This window comes from Pantoea sp. JKS000250, assembly GCF_003201065.1.
Taxonomy (GTDB): domain Bacteria; phylum Pseudomonadota; class Gammaproteobacteria; order Enterobacterales; family Enterobacteriaceae; genus Pantoea; species Pantoea vagans.
In genome coordinates, this window is the sequence record NZ_QICZ01000001.1 from 996,117 (window position 1) to 1,018,324 (window position 22,208).

A 22,208-nucleotide genomic window follows, 5' to 3' on the forward strand; every position below is an offset into this window, starting at 1 on the left:
TTATGCCTTATCGCTATTGCAGCGAAGGAAGGAGATCGCCGCTGCTTTGCTGGCGATCGATACCCATGATATCGAGCAGATTGTCTACCGCGGCGGCATAGCGCACGGTGGCGTCCCAGCCATCGTAAAGCGCGGTGATACGTGAGCTGTCGGCCTGAAACACATCCTGTTCCACGCTCAGCAGGTCGTTCAGGCTGCGCTTACTCAGACGATATTCATCGGCGTAGACATTACGGGTATGGTCGGCGCTGGCCAGCTGCACTTCTCCGGCGGCCTGCCGCTGCTGTGCCCCGATCATGTCGGCATAGGCAGTCGAGGCGTTCTGATTGATGGCAAGTTTGGCCTGCTGCACCGCAGCCTGTGCCGCTTCGCGATCGCCCTCCGCTGACTCAGTTTTGGCATTTACCATGCCGCCCTGATAAAGCGGCGCTTCCACCTGCAGCTGCACTTCATCATCCCAGTAAGACGAACGATCGTTTTCATAGCGGGTCCGGCCCGCCTGCACTTTGATGGTCGGCCAGTGACCGGACTGAGCCTGGCGCACCCGCTCACGGGCAGCTTCCTGTTTAGACTGCGCGCTGCGTACTGCGGCGCTGCTTTCATAGGCAATTTTGTCGAGGGTGATCTGCTGTTTCAGCAACGCCTGGGGCAGTTCGGGCAGCGTGGCGGGCACGACACCGGTCAGCACGGTCAGCTGCGCGGTGGCAGAACGCAGCTGGGCGCGATATTGCTCCAGCGTGGCCTGCATCGCGGCGATGCGGGTTTCCGCCTGCAAAACATCTGACTGGGAATTGAGTCCGGCATCGGCACGCAGTTTTGCGATATCCCGTACCCGCTGCAGCGAGGCGATATTGGTGTGCGCCGTTTCAGACAGCGCCTGGTAGCGTTTGACTTCGAGGTAGGCCTGCAGCGTATCTTCCGCCACGGTCGTCATCGAATCGAACAGGCCGAAACGATAGGCCTCTGACAGGGCATGCTGTTCATCAATGGCGCTGCCAGTGCGGCCAAAGTCGTAAAGCAGCTGGCTGAGCGTGATACCGCCGGAGCCATTATTGTTCAGACTGCCGGCTGAGTCGGTCTGGTGAGAGCGTCCCGCGGCCCCCTGCAGTGAGATCTGCGGATACCAGGCGCTGCGGGCGGCATCCAGATCCCCCTCACCGACGTGGATCTGTGCCGCCGCTTCCGAGATTTTCGGATTGCGGGCAAAGGCCCGGAGAATGGCGTCGCGCAGCGTTAAGCTGGCAATCTGTTCTTCGGTTGGCGCGGCGCGCCAGTTAAATTCGGCTTTCGGTAACGGTGCGGCAAAGGCCGCGGGCACTGCCACGCCACTCAGGGCGCACAACAAAAAAGTTAATCGCGCTTTGTTCATTATCCATACCAGCAAGGGTTCTTATCATCATGGTGTTTTTCCTGGTGAACAAAGCGAGCAAAAAGGGGTGTATCTCAGAGCCAGACCGTTTTATTGCGTTATTTTATTTATGTTTCGCAAGCGGCGACGCTAAACGAACTTTAACATTATTAGATCATATTCCGCGCTTATTCCTGCTAAAAACAGATGAATTCTTTAATATTTCTCCTTTATGGACGAAAAGCAACCAGCAAAGCAATCCATGCCAATCCAGACAGGCTTAACAGACCTGTCCGGAAGGCAGTGATTTTACTAATGTGTTGGCGTCAGACTATCGGCTGTGCCGCAGGATGCTGCAACAGATGATCGGCAAGGGTGTAAGAAACATTGGAGAAGAGATGACTCTCCTGCGGAACGGCAGAAGCCGTGGAGGCGTGCGCCACGTGCGCGGTCTCCGCCTGCTGGGTCAGCGTGACGGTTTCCAGCAGGTTATCCACCGTCTGATCCGCCATCAGGCTGGCCGTTTCGGTATGCGATACCACCTGCACCGTCTGGCTGGCCGTGGCCAGATTACCGGCACTGTCTATACCGCTGACCGTCATCTGGTACTCACCATCATCCAGCGGCGCCAGCTCCCCGGCCAGAATGGTCAGTGCCCAGCCACCATCCGCTTTTACGCTGGCGCTGTAGTGTTGATCGCCCAGCGTTAATTCTACCAGGCTGCCCGGTTGCAGATGGCTGGAGCTGCCCTGGATCAGATGCCAGCTGTTCACATCGGCGGCATCAATTTTGTTGTCATCAAAGGCGGTGTCCAGCGTCAGAGTTGGCCGCTGATGCACGGCCACGGTAAAGAGGGCGTCCCGGTTCTGCGTGTCGCTGTTGCCATACTCATCGTGGCGATAGAAGGTGGCAGCGACCGGGCCATCCGGCAGCGCCATCAGCTCGCCGGAGGTAAGCGTCACCATGCCCTGCGCATCGGGCTGGTAGGTTTTGCCGTTGATCTCCAGCGTGTTGCAGCCCTCAACGTAGAAGCTCAGATCGTGCTGCGCCTCCTGATAGTTAAGCGTCATGTCATCGCCCAGATCCATTTCGGTGTAGATCGGAATAAAGCCGGTGTGGATATTCAGCTCATGCGTGGCATCCGTGTAGTTATTGGCCCCGTCGATCGACCAGGCGCGGATCTCGCCAATATTAATAAAGTCGTGCACATCCGCCGCCGGGATCACCACCTGCCAGTGGCCATCCTCGCCTATTGTGGCAGCATAATCTTTCTGGTTGGCACCGGTGATCACCAGCCGGTGACCCGGCATCACGGTAGAGAGCGTGCCGCTCAGCAGCAGATCCTGCTGGGTTTCCGCCAGATTAATCACGTCGTCCGACGTGATCTTATCAAAGGTAATTTTTGGCAGGCTACTCAGGTGGGTAATCAGCGTCAGGTCGTGATAGTCGGTTACGGTTTTTCCATTCGGATCGGTCGCCGTCACTTTGAGGCTGTAGACGCCATCCTGCAGCGCCTGCATATCGCTTTCCTGGAAAGTGCCATACCACTTGCCGTCGCTTTCCATGTGGGCAGTGGTGGTCTGCGTGCCCAGGGTTAATTTCAGCAATGACCCCGCCGGCAGGTGTGTTGCGCTGCCGCTGATTTCAACGCCGTAAATGCTCTCAGCAATATTTACCGCGTTGTCGCCACTGACCGTGTCTACTGTCAGGGTCGGTTTGATAGTGCGATCAACATAGAGACCAAAATCGACATCGGTAGTGGTGCTGTGGCCCGCTTTATCGGTGATGGTCAGCGCCAGACTGTGATTGCCATCCGGCACGCCTTTCAGGGCATCAGCCGGCATGGAGGCGTTCCAGTAGCCCCACTTGTTAACGGTGCTGTGCCAGCTCTGGTCGTTAAACGTCAGCGTGACCGTTGAGCCCGCTTCGCCTTCAGCCCGGCCACGCAGATGCACCGGCTTTTGCGCCTCCCAGGCGGCAATGACGCCATCTCTGGCAATCGGTTCATAGGGGCGCAGAGCAGCGAGTGACGTACTCTCAACCGCGCTAAGCGCCAGGGCACTGTAGTTGAGCGGACTGCTATGCGGTAACTCCGCAGAGAGAGGGGTGACGGGCAGATTGAGACTCTGCGTGGCCACGGGAATAATGGCGGGCAGCGCGCTGTCGGCGACAGCAAAGTCGCTCACCGCCGTCTGGAAAATAGATTCGAACCGGACGGAACGAAGCGTATCGCGTGTTGACATAGGTAACCTCAGTTCAGAACAGAAACGCAGACTAAAACGCCCGGATAAACCGGACGTTAAGACTGACGATGGGTAGTGGGTCAGCTGACGCTGCCCGTTTCCGCTGGTCGGAACTGATTACCCGCAGGTAACAGGGATGATGAAAGAAGACGCTGATAAAAGCGACAAATGGAGCCAGAATGCTGATTTACGGCGTCACGCCGTTTACTGCGCTTACCCTAATCTTTCATTCTGCTAATGAATAGTGGCGATAATCTGGAAAGTGAAATTATTACGTGACTAAAACTAAAAAGCGGGTGCTTACGCACCCGCTGAGTTCAATCACGATATCTGTGCCGGTTGGCGATGAGATTGTGCTGGCACAGGAAACAGGGTCAGATCGGAAAGTCGCAAAATCCGTCATCCATGACATGCTCGGCCCGCGCCGTCCGTGGCGCGGGACGCTTCCCTATTCTGACCCTGTTTCCTGTGCTTTGAGCTTGTTAACCGTATGGGCGGGTGCTTGCGCACCCGCTTCTCAGAACGATCTGACAGACGTTGCTGTGACTACGCCACGTGGACCTGCAGGTTCTGCTGCACCAGCACATCACCCAGGGTGTTTTCACTGCTCAGCGCCGAGTTGTGGTAGATCTCAAAGACTCTGCCCTCCACCGTGCGCTCGCCGGTCACTTCCCAGATACCGCCGTTACTGTTCGCCAGGGTGACCTGACTGCCATCAGCGCCTTTGATCAACAAATCATCACTCTGTTTATCCGTAATATTAAGTGCCTCATTGAGATCGAGTTTCACAGAGTTGGTGCCGGTTTTACCCAAATCGAGCACTTCAATGTGTTCAACTTTCAGGCCCAGCGCGATGAGATCCAGATTGAGATACTCACCATTCAGCACCAGTGTATCGGTGCCTGCGCCGCCATCAATATGGGTAAAGTTAAGGTCGCTGACCGTCACGGTATCCGCCCCGCTGCTGCCGGTCACCGAAGCGCCTTCTGCCGTACTGCCATCGGCCAGCGTAATCACGACGCCGCCAATGGTGTAACCCACCTCTTCTGCTGGTGTCACCGCCGCCACCGCAGTGTCACTTATTACTGCATTTTCACTGCTGCTGACTGGCGTCACAATATCCGCTTCGGTAACCAGTGTGGAGGCCACCGCCACATGGGCGCTGCTGTCGTCGCTGCTGCTGGTGCTGCTGTTGTGCTGCGTCTCCGTGCTGGCACTGGCGACGGTGGCGCTGTCATCCACCACCGAGAAGAGTGCCACCGACTCGGTGGCTGCCAGCGTCGCCGGCAACAGCGAGCCCAGCAACAGGGTGTTAGTGGTGGTGTAGCTGTTACCCGCCACGTCGGTGATCGAGACTTTTGCCAGCGTATTGAGCGACAGCAGCAGCCCCCCTACCGACAGCAGTGACGGTGAGAAGTTAACAACGTAACGCCCCAGCGCATCGGTGGTGGTATTCAGCGTAGGTCCGTTGTTGCCGTTAGCCAGTAGCAACGTCACGCTGACTTTGGATCCCTGCGCCGCATTCAGCGAGCCGCCCTGCACCTCCAGGCCGGTAAGCAGAGAACCAACGATGCTGAGCACCGGATCAACCCCGACCAGCGGCTGATTATGGGAGAGCGCAGTAAAGCTGCTGGTGCTGGTCGCGGTATTGCCACCGATATCCGTCACCGTGACGGTCAGCGGATGGCTGCCATCTGCGATCCCTTTCAGCGTCGCTGACGGCACGCTGATGCTCCATGCCCCATTCGTGCCAATGGTCGTGGTGAGGACATTACCTGCCACGTTAACCGTTACCGTGCCGCCCGCCGCGTTGGTGCTGGTTCCTCTGATGGTTTCAGCCGTATTGGCTTCCGCGATGTTGAGATAACCATCGCCACCAAAGAAACTGTTCACAGTGACGGTCGGCGTGGTGTGACTCACCACACCCAGCGACGCCGAGGTGGAACCGTTGGTGCCTGCGCCGTTGATGACGCTGGCCGTCACGGTCTGCAGACCATCCGCAATTGCGGCGAGGTTAGCCGCCGGCACAGAGAGACTCCAGTTGCCGTTACTGCTCACCGTGGTGCTGTAAGTCTGGCCACCCAGCGTAATGCGTACCACCGATCCTTCGGCGTTGCTGGCGGTGCCTGAAATAGTCTGCGCGGTTTTGACATCCGCAGCACTCAGCGCATTGTCACCAAACAGTGAGGTAATGGCGACCACAGGCGTCGACTGACTGATAACGCTCAGTGTTCCACTGCTGTTCGCCACGTTACCGTAGGCATCGGTGCCGGTCACCGTCACGGTTTTACTGCCGTCGGTGATTGCGGCAAGATCCGCTTTCGGAACGCTGATGCTCCAGTTGCCGCCACTTACCACTTTGGTGGTGTAGGTCAGGCCGTTCAGCGTGGCACTGACAGTAGAGCCGGCTGACAGGCTGGAGGTCCCGCTCAGGGTCTGGTTCGAGGCCAGATCGGCTGCGCTCAGCACCCCGTCGCCGAATACCGTATTCACCGTCAGGGTTGGCTGCACCAGTCCCAGTGACACGCCTGCGCTGGTGCTGCTGACGTTGCCGACCGGGTCAGTGACCGCCGCGCTGACAGTGAAGTTACCGTTCAGCAGCGTCGAGAGCACAGCTGGCGAAACGGTGGTGGAGAACGTGCCATCGGCGTTGACCAGCGCAGTGGCCGTTGTGTTGCCAATGGCCAGCCTGACGCTGCTGCCCGCTGCCACGCCGGAAACCGTACCGCTGATGGTCTGGCTCACCAGCGATTCCGCCAGGTTCAGCACGCCATCACCAAACAACGGATTAAGCGTAACCTTCGGCAGATTGTGAATACCCACCAGCGCGCCGGCGGTGGTGGTGCTGGTGTTACCGGCGCTGTCGGTGACGCTGACGTCGACGGTCAGATTGCCATCGGCAATCCCCTGCAACAGCGCAGGCGTCAGTGAGACGTTAAAGTTGCCACTGGCATCGGTTGCCGTCACAAACTGCTGAGAACCCACTGATACGACAACACGCGATCCCGCTTCTGCACCGCCGACGACGCCGCCAATCACCTGCGTGACCAGCGCATCCGCCACGTTCAGCAGACCGTCACCAAACAGTGGATTTACCGTGATGGTTGGCAGCAGCGTATCGACGCGGATACCGGCGCTGGTGCTGGCGGTGTTGCCCGCTGCATCCGTTACCGACGCCCCTACCGTCAGGTTGCCCTGCGCCAGGGTGCCCAGGATATCCGGCGTCACCGTGGCGCTGAAGGCACCGCCCGCACCCACGGTCGCGGTCAGCTGGCTATTGCCCACCGAAAGCGTCACCACACTGCCCTGCGCAACGTTGTTCACCACCCCGCTGATCACCTGGCCGGTGGCGATATCGGCCAGATTCAGTACGCCATCGCCAAACAGAGAGGTCAGGGAAATGGATGGTGTCTGGGTAAAGATGCCAATAGACGCGCTATTCGAGGCGACGTTACCCGCCGCATCCCGCACGCTGACGCCCAGCGTCAGATTGCCATCCAGCAGCGAGGTGAGATCGCTGCCCGGCAGGCTAACGCTCCATGCTCCGCCCGCCTGTACGGTGGTGTTGTAAGTTTTACTGCCGAAGGTCACCGTCACCTGTGAACCTGCCGCCGCATTACTGATTACGCCACCCACCAGCTGTCCGGCTGCCGCTTCCGCAATGTTCAGCAGGTTATCGCCGCCAAACAACCCGGTGAGGGCGCCCACTACCGGCACCGCATCGACAATCGCCGTCACGGTTTCACCCACGGTGCGGGTGTTGCCCGCCGCATCGGTCAGGGTGACGTTAACGGCCAGATTGCCGTCGGTGACCAGATCCAGCACCGCAGGTGGCACCACGATGGCCCATTTACCATCCTGACCCACTGAAGCAGAGAGCGTGGTGCCGCCCAGCACCACCGATACCGTGGCCCCGACACCTGCCGACGTCGCAGTTCCCGAGATGGTCTGCGCCACCGTGGTATCCAGCGCACTGAGCGTACCGTCGCCGAATACCGAATCAACCACCAGCGTCAGCGCACTGTTAACGACTTTGTTGACCGTCAGCGTCGCGTCGGTCTGATTTCCTGCACTGTCATTGACCCGCACGCCAAACACCAGTGCGCCGTCAGTGAGGCCCGACAGCACATCTGGCGCGAGACTGATGCTCCAGCGTCCGTCGGCACCCACCGTTGCGGTAGCGATCGGCGCGGCATCGCCCAGGTAGAGGCCGATGGTCTGGCCTTCTGCGCCCTGTGCGCTGCCGGTCAGCACCTGACTGACGGCCAGATCAGCGGCGTTAAGCACGTTATCGCCCGCCAGCGCGTCAACCTGGACCAGCGGCACGGCGGTATCCACCGTCACCTGCTGTGTCACGGTCGTCACGTTACCGGCGACATCTGACAACTGCGCGGTGATCACCGGCGTACTGCCATCGGTCAGGGCCTGCATCGCGCTGGCAGGAACGGGGGTGGACCAGTTGCCGTTACTCTGCACTACTGCGCTGTACGTCTGGTTATTGAAGGTCACAACCACCGTACGGCCTGCTTCACCGACATCGGCGGTGCCGCTGATGGTCTGGCTGGTAGCGCTTTCATTACCATTGACCTGGTTGTCACCCGCAAAGGCATTGATCGTCAGGGCCGGTGGCGTCAGATCAATCAGCACGTTACCGCTGACGGTGACAGGGGTCGTGCCGTCGGTGGCATTCACCGTGATGGCGACGCTGCCGTCCGCATTGCCAAAGGCGCTGACCGGCAACGCAGCCGTTGACCAGTTGCCTGACCCATCCAGCGTGGTGGCGTAGGTCTGACCGTTGATCAACACCGTCACCACCCCGCCTGCACCAAGGTTTGCCGAGGTGCCGCTCAGGACGACGCCACCCGCGACATCCTGGGTGCTGATGATGTTGTCGCCCGAAACCGTGCCCAGCGTCACCAGCGGGCCTGGCGGTGGCGTCAGGTTAACCGCAAGCACAACCTCATCATTGGCTGTGTTACCTGCCAGGTCAGTCACTGCCAGCGCCAGGGTTGTGGATGCGCCAAAGGTGGCCATCTGCTCTGGCGTCAGCGTCACGCTCCAGTTGCCGTTACCGTCAACCACGGCGGTGCCGAGGGTCGTGGCATTCAGCGAGACCGTGACCACGGCACCCGTCTCTGCGCCCGTTACCGTGCCGCTAAGGATCTGCGGCTGAATGCTCTCGGCGTAGTTCAGTGCATTGTCGCCGGCAAAGGCGTTAGTGGTCAGTACCGGTGGCGTGGTGTCGAGTACCAGTGAGCTGTTAATCGTCGTGCTGTTGCCTGCCGCATCGGTGGCCGTCACAGTAACCGGATAGGTAGCATCCGGCAGCGCTGAAAGCTGCGCCTGGGTCAGCGGCACCGTCCAGTTACCATTCGCATCCACTGTGGCGCTGTAAGTGTTGCCGCCCAGCGTCAGCTGAACCGTCTGATTTGCGCCCGCCTCACCGGTGGTACCGCTCAGCGTAATCCCTGCGGCAACATCGCTGCTATTCACATAATCACCGAGGAATTGCGGATTGACCCCAGGCTGCGGCGCGCTGAGATCGGTGGTGAACGGCAGCTGCGCCGATGCGCTGTTACCCGCCGCATCCACGACGTTAACCGTCAGGATTTGCGTCCCGTTACCCAGAGAACTCAGCGCGTTACCAGGAAGGTCAACGGTCCAGTTACCGTTGCCATCCACCGTGCCGGAATAGAGGCTGCCATTGAGATCAACAGTAATGCTGACCGCCTGATTATCCCCCACGCTGCCGGTGGTGCCGGTCAGGGTGACCCCTGCCGCGGCTTCACTGATGTTCAGGACGTTATCGCCGCCAAACGCGCCAGGCGTGAAGGTCGGCACCGGCACAGCCACTTCGGTTACCACACTCAGGGCCGTCACGTCACTGTTACCCGCAATGTCGGTAGCGGTCACGGTAATGGTATGCGTGCCGCTGGTGAAGGTGGCTAACTGCGCTGGCGACAGGGCCAGCGACCAGCTGCCATCGTTCTGCACCGTGGCGGCCAGCGGCTGGTCGCCGTTAAAGCCGGCGATCAGCACCGATACCGTCTGTCCTGCACCGGTAATGCCGGTGGTGCCACTGAGGATTTGCTCTGTTCCCGCTTCGGTGGCGTTCAGCGCACCGTCACTAAACGGCAGGATCAGCGTGACATCCGGCAGCGTATTGACAGCGACCAGCAGCGAACCACTGGTGGTGCCGATGTTGCCGTTCACGTCGGTGACGGTCACGCTGACCGGCAGGTTGCCATCCGGCAGTGACTGCAATACGGCAGGCGGCAGAGTCAGTGACCAGCCTGCACCGCCAGCAGTGAGCGTCGCGGCATAGACGGTGCCATTGATAGTCACCGCCACTGAGGCCGGATCAGCACTGTTGACCGTACCGGTCAGGATACCGTCCGTTGCCGCTTCCGCCGCGTTAAGACGGCCATCCGTAAATGGCGTATCCAGCGTTGGCGCGGCAATCGGGGTAATCGCTGAGACAAAGTTCTGCGTCTCTGTGATGCTGTTACCGGCCCGATCCGTGGTGGTGAGGGTCAGCGTGTGTTCACCGGCACCCAGGCTGGCGATCACCTCCGGCGTCAGGCTCGCTGTCCAGTTGCCACTGGCATCGACCGTCACCGACAGCGGGATGTTGTCATCGCCGACTGTGACGCTGAGGGTCTGGCCCGCAACAGGATTAGACGTGCCTGTGACCAGCTGAACGGAACCCGCTTCACTGATGTTAATCACGTTATCGCCGAACTGTGTTGCAGCAAAGTTGGCGGAAACCGGCGGGGCCTGCAGGATTTCAATGCCTGCGGTAACCTGCGCCGGATTTCCTGCCGCATCCGTGGCGGTGACCACCACCTGTGTCAGTCCATCGTCCAGGCCCGTCAGTGCGCCCGCTGCCAGGTTCAGCGTCCAGTTGCCGCTGGCATCGGTCGTGGTGCTGAAAGTCTGTGTGCCGACGGTAATATTCACTACGCTGCCTTCCGGCAGATTAGTGCTGTCACCACTCAGCGTTAATGGCGCGGCGGCATCTGCTGCACTGACCAGCGCGTCGCCAAACGGCGTGTTCAGAGTCAGCGCTGGCAGGGTATTAAACGCCACATCCAGTATGGTGGTGGTGTCGGTAGTGACATTGCCCGCCGCGTCAGTGACCGACACGGTGATGGCGTTAGGGCCATCTGCCAGCTGCTGCACATCGGCTGTGGGAATGGTGAGGGTCCAGTTCCCGTCCGCATCCGCCGTGGTGGTATAGCTGACGTTATTCAGCGTCACCGTCACCGGCAGTGCGCCCGTGGTGGTGCCGTTGATAGTGAGATCCTGCAGCGACTCAGCCAGGTTTAGCGTGTCACCCGCATTGACCGTAATATCCGTCAGCACAGGCGGTGTGGTGCTGAAGCTGACCTCCTGCGTGGCGACCGCCGGGTTACCGGCGACATCACTGGCGGTGACGGTAAAGGTCTGCGTGCTGCCCGGCGCAACGTTGATGAAGGCTGCAGACGGTACCGTCACCGTCCAGTTGCCGTCAGCATCAATCGTGGTGCTGTAATCAGTACCGTTAAACGACACGGTTACCGGCGTTCCTGCCGCCAGCAGGGTGCTGCCACCGCTGACCGCGACATCCGCAGCGGCCTCAGTAGCATTGATCACATCATCGCCTGCCACCACGTTCAGGGTCAGCGTTGGCTGAACCAGCGCGCTGGCCAGCACGACCAGACTGGCGCTGGCACTGGCCGGGTTGCCAGAGGTATCCGCTGAGACGACGACCAGCAGCTGATCGCCATCCGGCAGATTGCCCAGATCGGCGGCCGGCACGGTCACGGTCCAGCTGCCATCTGCGGCCACCGTGCCGCTGTACTGAATGGCGTTCAGCGTTACCGTTACCAGCTGGCCTTCCACCAGATTGGTGCTGGTGCCTCCGATGCTCAGATCCTGCAGCGACTCTGCCTGGTTAAGGAAGTTATCATCACTGATTGCCCCGATAGTCAGGGTCGGCAGATTCAGGCTGTCCGCATCACGCGTCAGCGTCTGGGTCGCCGTGGTCAGGTTACCCGCCGCATCTCTGATCGTCACATCAACCGTATAGCTGCCATCCGCCAGCCCCTGCACGACAGCGGCAGGCAGGGTCACCTGCCACGTGCCATCAGAGAGTACCCGGGTGGTGTAATCGGTATTCTGGAAACTGACCGTGACCGTCTGTCCGGCATCCGCAACTGAGGCTGTTCCGCTGATAGCAACCGCCTGTAGTACCTCTACAGAATTGATAACGTTGTCGCCGCTGATGGGGTTGATATTCAACGCAGGCGGGGTGAGATCGACCGTGACGGCGCTGGTCAGCGAACCGCTGTTACCGGCGGCATCGCTGGCATTGACCACCAGGGTCGTCACGCCCTCAGCCAGTGCCTGCACCTGTGCTGGCGTTAAGGTCAGCGTCCAGTTGCCCTGCGCATCGACTGCGGCAGTGTAGTCATTATCGCCCAGCGTCACGCTGACGGTCTGGCCCTCGCCCGCGACGCCGGTGCTGCCGCTCAGCGTCTGACTGACCGCCGTTTCAGCCTGGCTAAGGTAGCCATCGCCAAACGGCGTATTAATGCTGACCGACAGGGCACCGGTTGCAACGGTGATTTCACGCGTTTCAGTAACCGGATTGCCCGCCGCATCACTGACCGTCACGGTCAGGGTATATGCACCGGCCGAAATCCCTGCCAGGGCACCCGCAGGCAGCGTCAGGCTCCAGTCGCCATCCTGGGTCACGGTGGTTGTCCAGATCTGGTTGTTAAGGGTAAGGGTGACCTGCTGACCGGCTTCGGCATTACTGCTGCCGCTGAGTACAATCGGCGCGGTGCTTTCGGCGATATTGACGCTGTTATCGCCCGCAACCGGATCAAGCGACAGGGTTGGTGGCGTCAGATCGACCGTGACGCTGCCCTGGCTGCTGCCAGTGTTACCCGCTGCATCCTGCACGTTAACGGTGTAGTTAAGCGTCTCCTCCGGCAGATCGGCCAGCGCAGAGGCAGGCACGCTGACCTGCCAGTTGCCATTGCTGTCGACCGTGCCGTTGTAGGTCACGCCGTTGAGAACCACGCTCACCGTCTGGCCGTCACCTGTCACACCTGTGGTGCCACTCAGGGTTTGTGGCGTGGTGATTTCGCTGCTGTTAAGCAGACCATCGCCAAAAGCAGAGACGATCTGCGGTGCTGGCAGCGTCGCCAGCACGCTGAGCGCGGCTTCGCTGCTCAGGGTCGCCCCGCCGCTGTCCGTCGCGGTGACCGTGACGGTGTAAGGCCCGTCGGCGAGTGCCGTCAGTGACTCAGCCGGAACGATCACACTCCAGCGACCACTGGCCGAGACCTGCGCGGTGTAGCTGATGTTGTTAAACAGCAGCGTGACCAGACTGCCTTCAGGCACATTCGCCGAGGTGCCGGTAACAATCAGCGGCTGACCCAGTTCCTGCGCATTCAGGTAGTTGTCCTGACTGATGGCATCCATCGCCAGGCCAGACGCGTTGCTATTAACGTCAAAGGTGAGATTAGTGGTGGTGGTGTTGCCCGCCACGTCGCTGACCGCCACGGTGAAACTGGCGCTGCCATCCGCAATTGCCGCCAGCGCACCGGCTGGCACGATCAGGCTCCATGCTCCGCTCGCCTGCACGGCGGCGCTGTAGACCGTGCCATCAAGGGTGACGGTGACCAGCTGGCCCGCTTCGACATTGGTGGTGGTGCCGGTCAGACGTTGATCGGTGAGGCGTTCCGCACCATCGACCACATTGTTACCGGCAAAGGCATCCAGCGTCAGGGTCGGCAGCGTGCCCGCCTCCACTTTCAGCGCCAGATCGCGGCTGGTGGTGGTGGCATTGCCTGCTGCGTCGCTGGCGGTCACGGTCAGAGGATAGGTGCCGTTGCCCAGCCCGGTATAAACCGTGGCGGGCAGATCCAGCGACCAGTTACCGTTGACGTCTGCGGTGGTGCTCAGGCTGATGCCGTTGAAGCTGGCCACAATCAGCGCATTGGCTTCACTGCTGCCGGTCAGCGTCAGCGGCTGCTGACTCTCAGCGGCATTGATAATGCCATCGGAGGGGGTGATGAAGTTCAGCACCGGTGGCAACGTATCCACCACCAGGCTGCCGTCAGCCTGGCTGCTGTTGCCTGCCACATCACTGACCACCACGGTGTAAGGCGTGGTGCCCTGTGGCAGCGCAGAGAGCGCCGCTGGCGGAACCGCGACCTGCCAGTTACCCGCTGCGTCGACCGTGCCGCTGTAGTTAGTGCCGCCCAGCGTGACGATAACCGTCTGGCCGTCGCCAGGTACGCCGGTGTTACCGGTGATCACGCCGCCACTGACGGCTTCGTCGCCGTTGAGAATACCATCATCAAAGGCCACGCCAGGGGTGGCCACCGGCAGTGCACTGGCCACCACCGTCAGGGTAGCGTCGCTGGTGGCAAGCTGTTGTCCGCTGCCGTCGGTGGCCGTAGCGGTAATCGTCTGCGGGCCATCGGCTGCGCCGTTAAAGGTGCCAGCCGGTAAGGTCAGGCTCCAGCTTCCATCGGCCGCCACGCTGGTGCTGGCTGTGGTGCCGTTGGCAAGCACGGTAATAATGCTGCCCTCAGGCAGGCCGCTGGTGCTGCCGCTGACCACGACGGCACCGCCCAGCTCCTGGGCATTGAGGTAGTTGTCGTCGCCGATCGGTGCCAGCGCGATCGATGGCAGCGTGTTGTCCACAGTGAAGTTAAGCGGGCTGGTGGCGGTATTGCCAACGGCGTTGATCACGCTGACGTTCAGCGTCTGGCTGCCCTCGCCCAGTTCCGCCAGTGCGCCCGCAGGCAGCGTAATGCTCCAGTTGCCGCTGGCCCCGACCACACCGCTGTAGTCCGTGCCGTTCAGGGTGATGACGACCTGCTGGCCCGCCTCGACGTTACTGCTGCTGCCGCGCACCGTAACCGGCTGTAACTGTTCGGCGGCCATGACGATACCGTCACCGGCAAAGGTGCTGCTATCGACGGTCAGCACAGGCTGCACGTCCGGCGAGGTTGCCACATTCAGATCAACCACCTGGCTGCTCTGGTTGCCGTTAGCATTGATTTCGGTAACTGTCAGCGGATTCGTGCCCGGAGGCAGCGCCGCCAGATCATTAGCATCGATTTGCAGCGTCCACTGCCCATTCACGCCGACGGTGGTGCTATAGAGCTGGTCATTGAGCTGGACCGTGACAATGTCGCCGTTCTGACCGCTGCCGCTGACGACCAGCGGCTCCGCCAGTTCAGCGGTGTTCAGCGCGTTGTCCCCGCTGACCGGCGCAACCACTAGCGGAGGCGGCGTGGTGGCAACCGTCAGCGCACTGTTCTGGCTGCTGCTGTTGCCAGCCGCGTCGGTGACGGTGACCACCACCGGATAGCTGGTGCCGTTGGTCAAACCGGCAAGCGCAGCAGGCGGTACGGCCAGCCCCCAGTTTCCGTCCGCATCAACCGTGCCGGTGTAGGTGACGCCATTCAGCGTCACGCTGACGCGGTCACCTTCACTGCCTGCGCCGCTGAAGCTGAAACCAGCAGCCTGCTCCGCAATGTTCAGCACGCCATCGCCAGCGGGCGCATTAATGCTGAAGTCGGGTGCGGTGGTATCCACGGTGACCGGCAATGGCGTGGTGGCAACGTTGCCACTGACGCTGGTAACGCTCACGTTGAGATCGTAACGGCCATCAGTCAGCTGTTGCAGATCGGCAGCGGGTACGGTGGCGGTCCAGCTACCATTCGCGGCGACCGTGGCGCTGTAGGTCTCACCATTCAGCACAAGGCTGACGCTGCTGCCCGGGGCGACGGTGCCGCTGACGGTCAGATCGCTGGCTGTTTCAGCCGCATTGATAATGCCATCGGTGGCAATCGGATTAACGGTCAGCGCCGGTACCCCGGTATCCACCGTTATCGGTTCACTGATGCTGGTGCTGTTACCCGCGACATCGCTCACCGTCACGGTAACGGGATTGCTGCCCTGCGCCAGGGCCTGTAGCGCATCTGGCGGCAGCGTGACGCTCCAGTCACCATTTGCCGCTACCGTTGCCGGATAGCTGATGCCCCCCAGGGTCACGCTGACGGCCTGGCCTGGCTGGACGGAGCCGGTCAGCGTCTGCGCTGTGCTGGCTTCCTCAGTGTTGAGAATGCCGTCAGTGAAAGGCGTGTTGATTTGGGGTTCTGCCAGCGGCGTCGTTGCCACCAGCAGCGTCTGGCTGGTCTGTACATCCCCTGAGGTGACGGTAACGGTGGTGTTACCCTGCGCCAGGTTCGCCAGGTCGGCGGCTGGCACGGTCAGAGTCCAGCTACCGTTTTCATCGGTTGTAGTGCTGTAAAGGGTGCCGCCGGGCACCAGCGTCACGCTGATCGGGCTGTTCGCTGGCAGGTTTGCGGAACCGCCGCTGAGGATCAGATCGCTCTGCGCATCCAGCACGTTGAGTGCGTTGTCGTCACTGATCGGGGCAATCGACAGCGACGGTACGTTGGTCGTGATCACAGTGAACTGCCCCTGGGCAGGCAGCGCCGGATTTCCGGCCACGTCGGTAATCGCCACGGTAAAGGTTTTATCGCCCGCGGCACCCAGCGATCCGGCGGGCAGGGTCACACTCCAGCTACCGTTCGCCTGCACTACGCCGTCGTAAGACTGACCGTTAATGGTCAGTAATACCGGCTGGCCTGCCGGTACGCCGGTGACGTTACCGGTGACCAGAATGTCAGTGAGCTGTTCCGCACTGTCGACCAGATTATCGCCGGTCACAGGATCAATGGTCAGCGCCGGTGACGTTGCCGCCAGCACCGTGACACTGGAGGCGACGGTCGTGCTGTTGCCGTAAGCATCGCTGATTACCACGTCAACCGGGTAGAGTGCATCGCCCAGTTGACTGATGATGGCGGCGGGCACCGTCACGCTCCATGTGCCATTGGTGTCAACCGTAGCGGAGTAGGTTTCGCCATTGAAACTCACTGCCACCGTGTCGCCCTGCGTCCCCCCGCGCCCGTCAATGGTGAGATCCTGCGTGTGTTCAGCGATGTTGATATAACCATCACTGCCCGGCGTCGAGACCTCCAGCAGTGGCGGCGTGGTCGCGAAAACCAGTGAACTGCTGGCTGGGGTGGTATTGCCATCCGCGTCCGTCGCGACGACAGATACCAGCTGAGTACCGTTGGGCACACCCGCCACGTCGGCAGCCGGAACGGTTACACTCCAGTTGCCACCCTGTGCCACCACGGCGCTGTAGGTCAGGTTATTGAGCGTGACGCGAATGATGTCACCTTCGTCGCCGGTTCCGCTGACAATCAGCGGCTGCTGCGCATCGCTGATGTTGATTACGCCGTCAGCGTCCAGCGGGTTCAGAGTCAGAACAGGCACTTCGGTAGCAACCCGCAGATCGATATCCTGCGTGCTGCTGTTACCGGCCTGATCGGTCACGGTCACGGTGACCGGATAAGTCTGGTTGCTCAGCGTGGCAAGATCGGCAACCGGAACTGATGCACTCCAGTTACCGTTTTCGTCCACGATAACAACGTAAGTTTTACCGTTTAAACCGACCGCTACACTGTCGCCCGCGGTGCCGGTTCCGCTGATCAACAGCGGCTCCGTGAGTTCATTGCTGGTCAGAACGCCATCCCCGCCCGGTGCGGTGACGGTGGCAACCGGCGGCTGCGTGCTGACGGCCAGCGTCTGCGCCTGGCTCGCGATGTTGCCGCTGGCGTCGGTCAGGGTAACCACCAGCGTATAGCTGCTGCCATCTGACAGCGCCTGCAGCGCCGCTGGCGGCAGATCCACCGTCCAGTTGCCCTGCCCATCCACGGTTGCACTGTAAATGACGTTGTTCAGCGAGACTGTTACCAGCTCGCCCGGCAGCGCACCTGAACCGCTGACCGGCACACCTGCTGCCACTTCCGCGCTGTTAAGGATGCCATCGCCGCCTGCCACTTCCGCCACAATCAGGTTCGGTGGCAGCGTGTCAACGCTGAAGTTCAGCGTCTCGTCCACGCGGTTGCCCGCCTCATCAATCGCGGTAATGGTCAGGCCGTTAGTGCCCTGCGGCAGTAAGGCGAGATCGGCGGCAGGCAGCGTCAGGTTCCAGCTGCCGTCGTCATTGACCGTGGTGCTGTAAGTTTTGCCGTTGAGTTGTACTTCGACCAACTGGCCCGCCACCGCTTTACCGGTGCTGCCACCGATCAGCAGATCGCTGCCCGCTTCGGTCTGATTAAGAATGCCATCGGTAAGCGCGCTCTCATCCAGCGTGATCTGCGGCAGCGTAGTAGTGACCACATTCAGCTGAGCAGAGTCGGTCAGCAGCGCACCACTGGCGTCGGTTGCGGTAACCGAGATCAGTTTCACGCCGTCGGTGATGCCACTGAGATCGCCAGACGGAATGGTGACGCTCCAGAAGCCGTTACTGCCCACCACCGCACTGTAATTGTTGCCGTTAAAGTTAAGCTGCACCGCCTGGCCCGGATTGACGCCCACCGCCGAGCCGCCGATGATCAGATCGCTGCTCAGCTCCTGCAGGTTGAGGAAACCATCAACGCTGACAGGCTCGCTGATCGTGATCACACCTGGTTCACCGGCTGCCGGCGCGACGTTGATGTCACGGCTGTCGGTGGCTAAGGCACCGGCTACCGACGTGACGCTGACCGTGATGGCCGTGGTGCCTGCCGCCAGGGCACTGAGCGCCGCAGATGGGATCTGCGTGCTCCAGCTGCCGTCCGGGTTGACCAGCGCACTGTAATTCTGACCGCCCAGGGTAATGGTGACCGTCTGACCCGCCTCCACATTGCTGGTGCTGCCGGACAGCGTCTGATCGACGGCCTTCTCGCTATTATCCACCAGATCATCACCGGCAAACAGGGCGATCGTGACTGTCGGCGTGCCCGGCTCCGCAGGCGCTTCCACCGCGATCACCCGATCTTCACTTACCGTTCCCCCCGCCTGACTGGTGACCGTGGCCGCGATAGTGGCACTGCCCGCCGCCAGTGCCGCCAGCGCGCTGGCAGGGACGCTCAGGCTCCAGCTGCCATCCACACCAACCGTAGCGCTGTAGGTCTGATCACCCAGCGTGACCGTGACAATCTGGCCCGCCTCAACGTTGGTGGTGGTACCGCTCAATAGCTGGTCGCTGGTTTTCTCGTCGTTACTCAGGACGTCATCACCCGCGAACTGATTGATTGTGATCACCGGCTGGCCCGGCTCGGTAACCAGAGGTTCTACCGTAATCGCCAGCGTATCGCTGACGGGCGTGCCAGCCGCATTGCTGACCGTCACGACCAGCGAGGCAGCGCCCGAAGCCAGAGCAAGGAGATCGTTGGCCGGAATCGCGATATTCCAGCTGCCATCGGCGCCGACCGTGCCGCTGTAGTTCTGGCCGCCCAGCGTCACCGTGACAATCTGTCCGGCTTCGACATTGGTGGTGCTGCCCGAGACCGCCTGAGCGTCCAGCTTCTCATCGTTGCTCAGGACGTTATCGCCAGCAAAGGCATTGATGGTTAATGTCGGGGTGCCTGGCGCGGTGCCTGATGACTCTACGAGGAAGTCGCGGGTTTCGCTGACTGGCGTGCCGAGCGAATCGTTAACGGTGGCGTTCAGGGTTGCACTTCCGGCGGTCAGCGCGGCCAGCGAGCTGGCCGGAATCGTGACGCTCCAGCTGCCATCTGCGCCGACCGTGGCGGTGAAGGTCTCTCCGTTCAGCGTAACAGTAACCTGCTGCCCCTCGGGGATATTGGTGGTGGTACCGCTCAGCAACTGGTCGCTGGCTTTCTCGCTGTTGCTGAGGATGTCATCTCCGGCAAAGGCGTCGATGGTCACGGTGGCCTGACCCGGCTGCGTTGCCGAGGCTTCGACGGTGATTGGCTGCGCGGCAGTTGCGACATCGCCCGCCGCATTACTGACCGAAACGGTGAGTGTGGTCGTGCCGGCTGCCAGCGCGTTGAGCGCAGCTGACGGAACGGTGACGCTCCAGCTGCCATCAGCCTGCACGCTGGCGCTGTAGGTCTGGCCGCCCAGGGTAACCGTCACCAGCTGTCCGGCTTCAACATTACTGGTGGTGCCGCTGACGAGCTGATCAACCGCCTTTTCATCGTTGCTCAGATCGTTATCACCCGCGAAATCATTCAGGGTCAGGGCCGGTACGCCTGGCTCTGTTGTCGGCGCATCCACCGAAATATCGCGGGTTTCGCTGGTGGTTAGGCCCGCGGCGTTACTGACGGTGACGCCAATGGCATTCGAGCCCGCAGGCAGATTGCCCAGCGCGGCTGCCGGAATAATCACACTCCAGTTTCCACTGCCATCGACGGTGCCCAGGTAAGTCTGCCCCCCCAGGGTGACGGTTACCGTCTGGCCCGCTTCGATATTGGTGGTCGTGCCGGATAGCGTCTGGGCCGTCCCTTTTTCATCGTTGCTGAGAATGTCATCCCCGGCAAACTGACCGATGGTCACAGTCGGTTCGCCCGGCTGCGTCACTGGGGCTTCCACGCTGATCGGCAGGCTGCTGGTCACGGTGTTACCGGCAGCATTGCTGACCGAAACCGTCAGGGTGGTTTCACCTGCCGCCAGTGCGCTCAGGGCTGCTGATGGCAATATGACGCTCCAGTTGCCCTGCGCGTCCACGCTGCCGCTGTAAGTCTGACCGCCCAGCGTCACCGTCACCAGTTGCCCGGTTTCAATGTTACTGGTGCTGCCGGTCACCGTCTGGTCCGTGGCTTTCTCCGTGTTACTCAGCTGATTGTCACCGGTAAAGTCATCCACGGTGACCGCTGGCGGGCCCGTAACCACCGGCGTATCGACGCTGATGGCGCGGTTTTCGCTGGCCTCAATGCCAGCCTGACTGGTGACGACCGCCGAAATGGCAACCGTCCCGGCGGCCAGCGCATTCAGCTGTGCAGGCGACAGCGTGATGCTCCAGTTGCCCTGTGCATCCACCAGCGCGCTATAGGTCTGGTCGCCCAGCGTGATGGTGACAATCTGCCCGGCTTCAACGTTGGTGGTGGAGCCGCTCAGCAGCTGGTCACTGCTTTTCTCAGCATTGCTGAGGATATCATCCCCGGCAAACTGGTCGATGGTGATGACCGGCGTCCCCGGCTGGGTCAGCGGTGCCTCTACGGTAAGAGTCAGACTGCCGCTGGCAGCGGTTCCCGCCTGGTTAGTGACCGTTGCCGTGACGGTGGTGGTGCCGGAGGCCAGCGCGCTCAGCGCATCGGCAGGCACGGTGATGTTCCAGCTGCCGTCGCCCGCTACGCTGCCGCTGTAGCTCTGGCCGCCCAGGGTCACGGTAACGATCTGCCCTGCTTCGACATTGCCGGTGGAGCCGGACAGCGTTTGTGGCGTGGTTTTTTCGCTGTTATCCAGCAGGTTATCGCCCGCAAACGGATTCAGGCTAATGACTGGCGTCGCAGGCGTGCCGGGATCGGCGGCGGCGACGGTAATCGGCAGGCTGCCGGTGGCCGCCGTGCCTGCTGCGTTAGTGACGCTGACGCCGATGGTGGCAGTGCCTGCGGCGAGTCCCGCCAGCGCCGCAGCCGGAATCGTAACGCTCCAGCTGCCATCCGCACCCACAGTGCCGTTATAGGTCTGGCCGCCCAGCGTGACGGTAACGGTCTGACCCGCCTCAACATTGCTGGTAGATCCGGATACCGTTTGTGGCGTCGTTTTTTCGCTGTTATCCAGCAGGTTATCGCTCGCAAACGGGTTCAGGCTGATAGCTGGCGTCGCAGGCGTGCCGGGATCGGCGGCGGCGACGGTAATCGGCAGGCTGCCGGTGGCCGCCGTGCCTGCTGCGTTAGTGACGCTGACGTCAATGGTGGTGGTGCCTGCAGCAAGTCCTGCCAGCGCCGCAGCCGGGATCGTAACGCTCCAGCTGCCGTCCGCACCCACGGTGGCGTTATAGGTCTGGCCGCCCAGCGTGACGGTAACAATCTGACCTGCTTCAACATTGCTGGTAGTGCCGCTCAGCACCTGATCGGTAGTTTTTTCCGCGTTATCCAGTACATCATCGCCAGCAAACGCATTCAGGGTGATGGCAGGCGTCCCTGGCGTAACCGGTGTACCGGGATCGGTGCCGCCATCGTTGCCGCCGCCATTCCCTCCACCGCCGCCTCCACCACGACCTACACCCACGGCCAGTCCGGCTAAGCCGAGCACACCCAGACCGCCCGCGGTGATCACGCCCATTGAGGTGTTGGTGTTATCCGCCAGCAGTAGCGGCTCTACGCTGTCGAGTGACTCATAGGTGGGCGTAACCGAATTTGAGGCGAGTTCAGTGCCCTCGGCAGTCTGGGGAAAGAGCGCATGTTCCGGTGGATTAACACCATCATCGAACACCAGTTCGCTGTGCTGGCCTTCGGCGTCGTCGAGGAAGAATTTCTGATAGCGTACCGTGCTACCGTCACGCATTTTCAGCACCAGATCGTTACCCTGACGCTCGAACTGCGTCACCATGTCGCGCGTGCCGCTGATGCGCACAACGCTGGGTTCGGTGAGGTTTATGGATTGTGACGAACCGCCAGCGGTCTGTGAGAGGAGTGTGCCGTTTTCGCGCGAGATGATGTCTACACGGCCTTGCGTGAGTTCTGCCATTTGTAACCTCTATTCCACCAGATTAGCTAATACACTGAATCCATAAACATAAA

3 protein-coding genes are annotated in these 22,208 nt (G+C 61.0%); all 3 read right to left on the reverse strand.

Translation table 11 applies throughout. The features are described 5' to 3' along the window. Nucleotides 1-13 precede the first annotated feature (13 nt). A complete protein-coding gene (locus BY447_RS04860) occupies nucleotides 14-1,369 on the reverse strand; it encodes a TolC family outer membrane protein (protein WP_013358552.1) in 1,356 nt (451 codons plus the stop codon). Nucleotides 1,370-1,674: 305 nt separating this feature from the next. After that, nucleotides 1,675-3,591, reverse strand: a complete 1,917-nt coding sequence (locus tag BY447_RS04865; protein ID WP_110330671.1) for an Ig-like domain-containing protein — start codon at nucleotides 3,589-3,591, stop codon at nucleotides 1,675-1,677. A 546-nt stretch (nucleotides 3,592-4,137) separates the two neighbouring features. Continuing rightward, entirely contained in the window at nucleotides 4,138-22,155 is an 18,018-nt protein-coding gene (locus BY447_RS04870) for an Ig-like domain-containing protein (RefSeq protein ID WP_110330672.1), read from the reverse strand. Nucleotides 22,156-22,208: the final 53 nt, after the last annotated feature.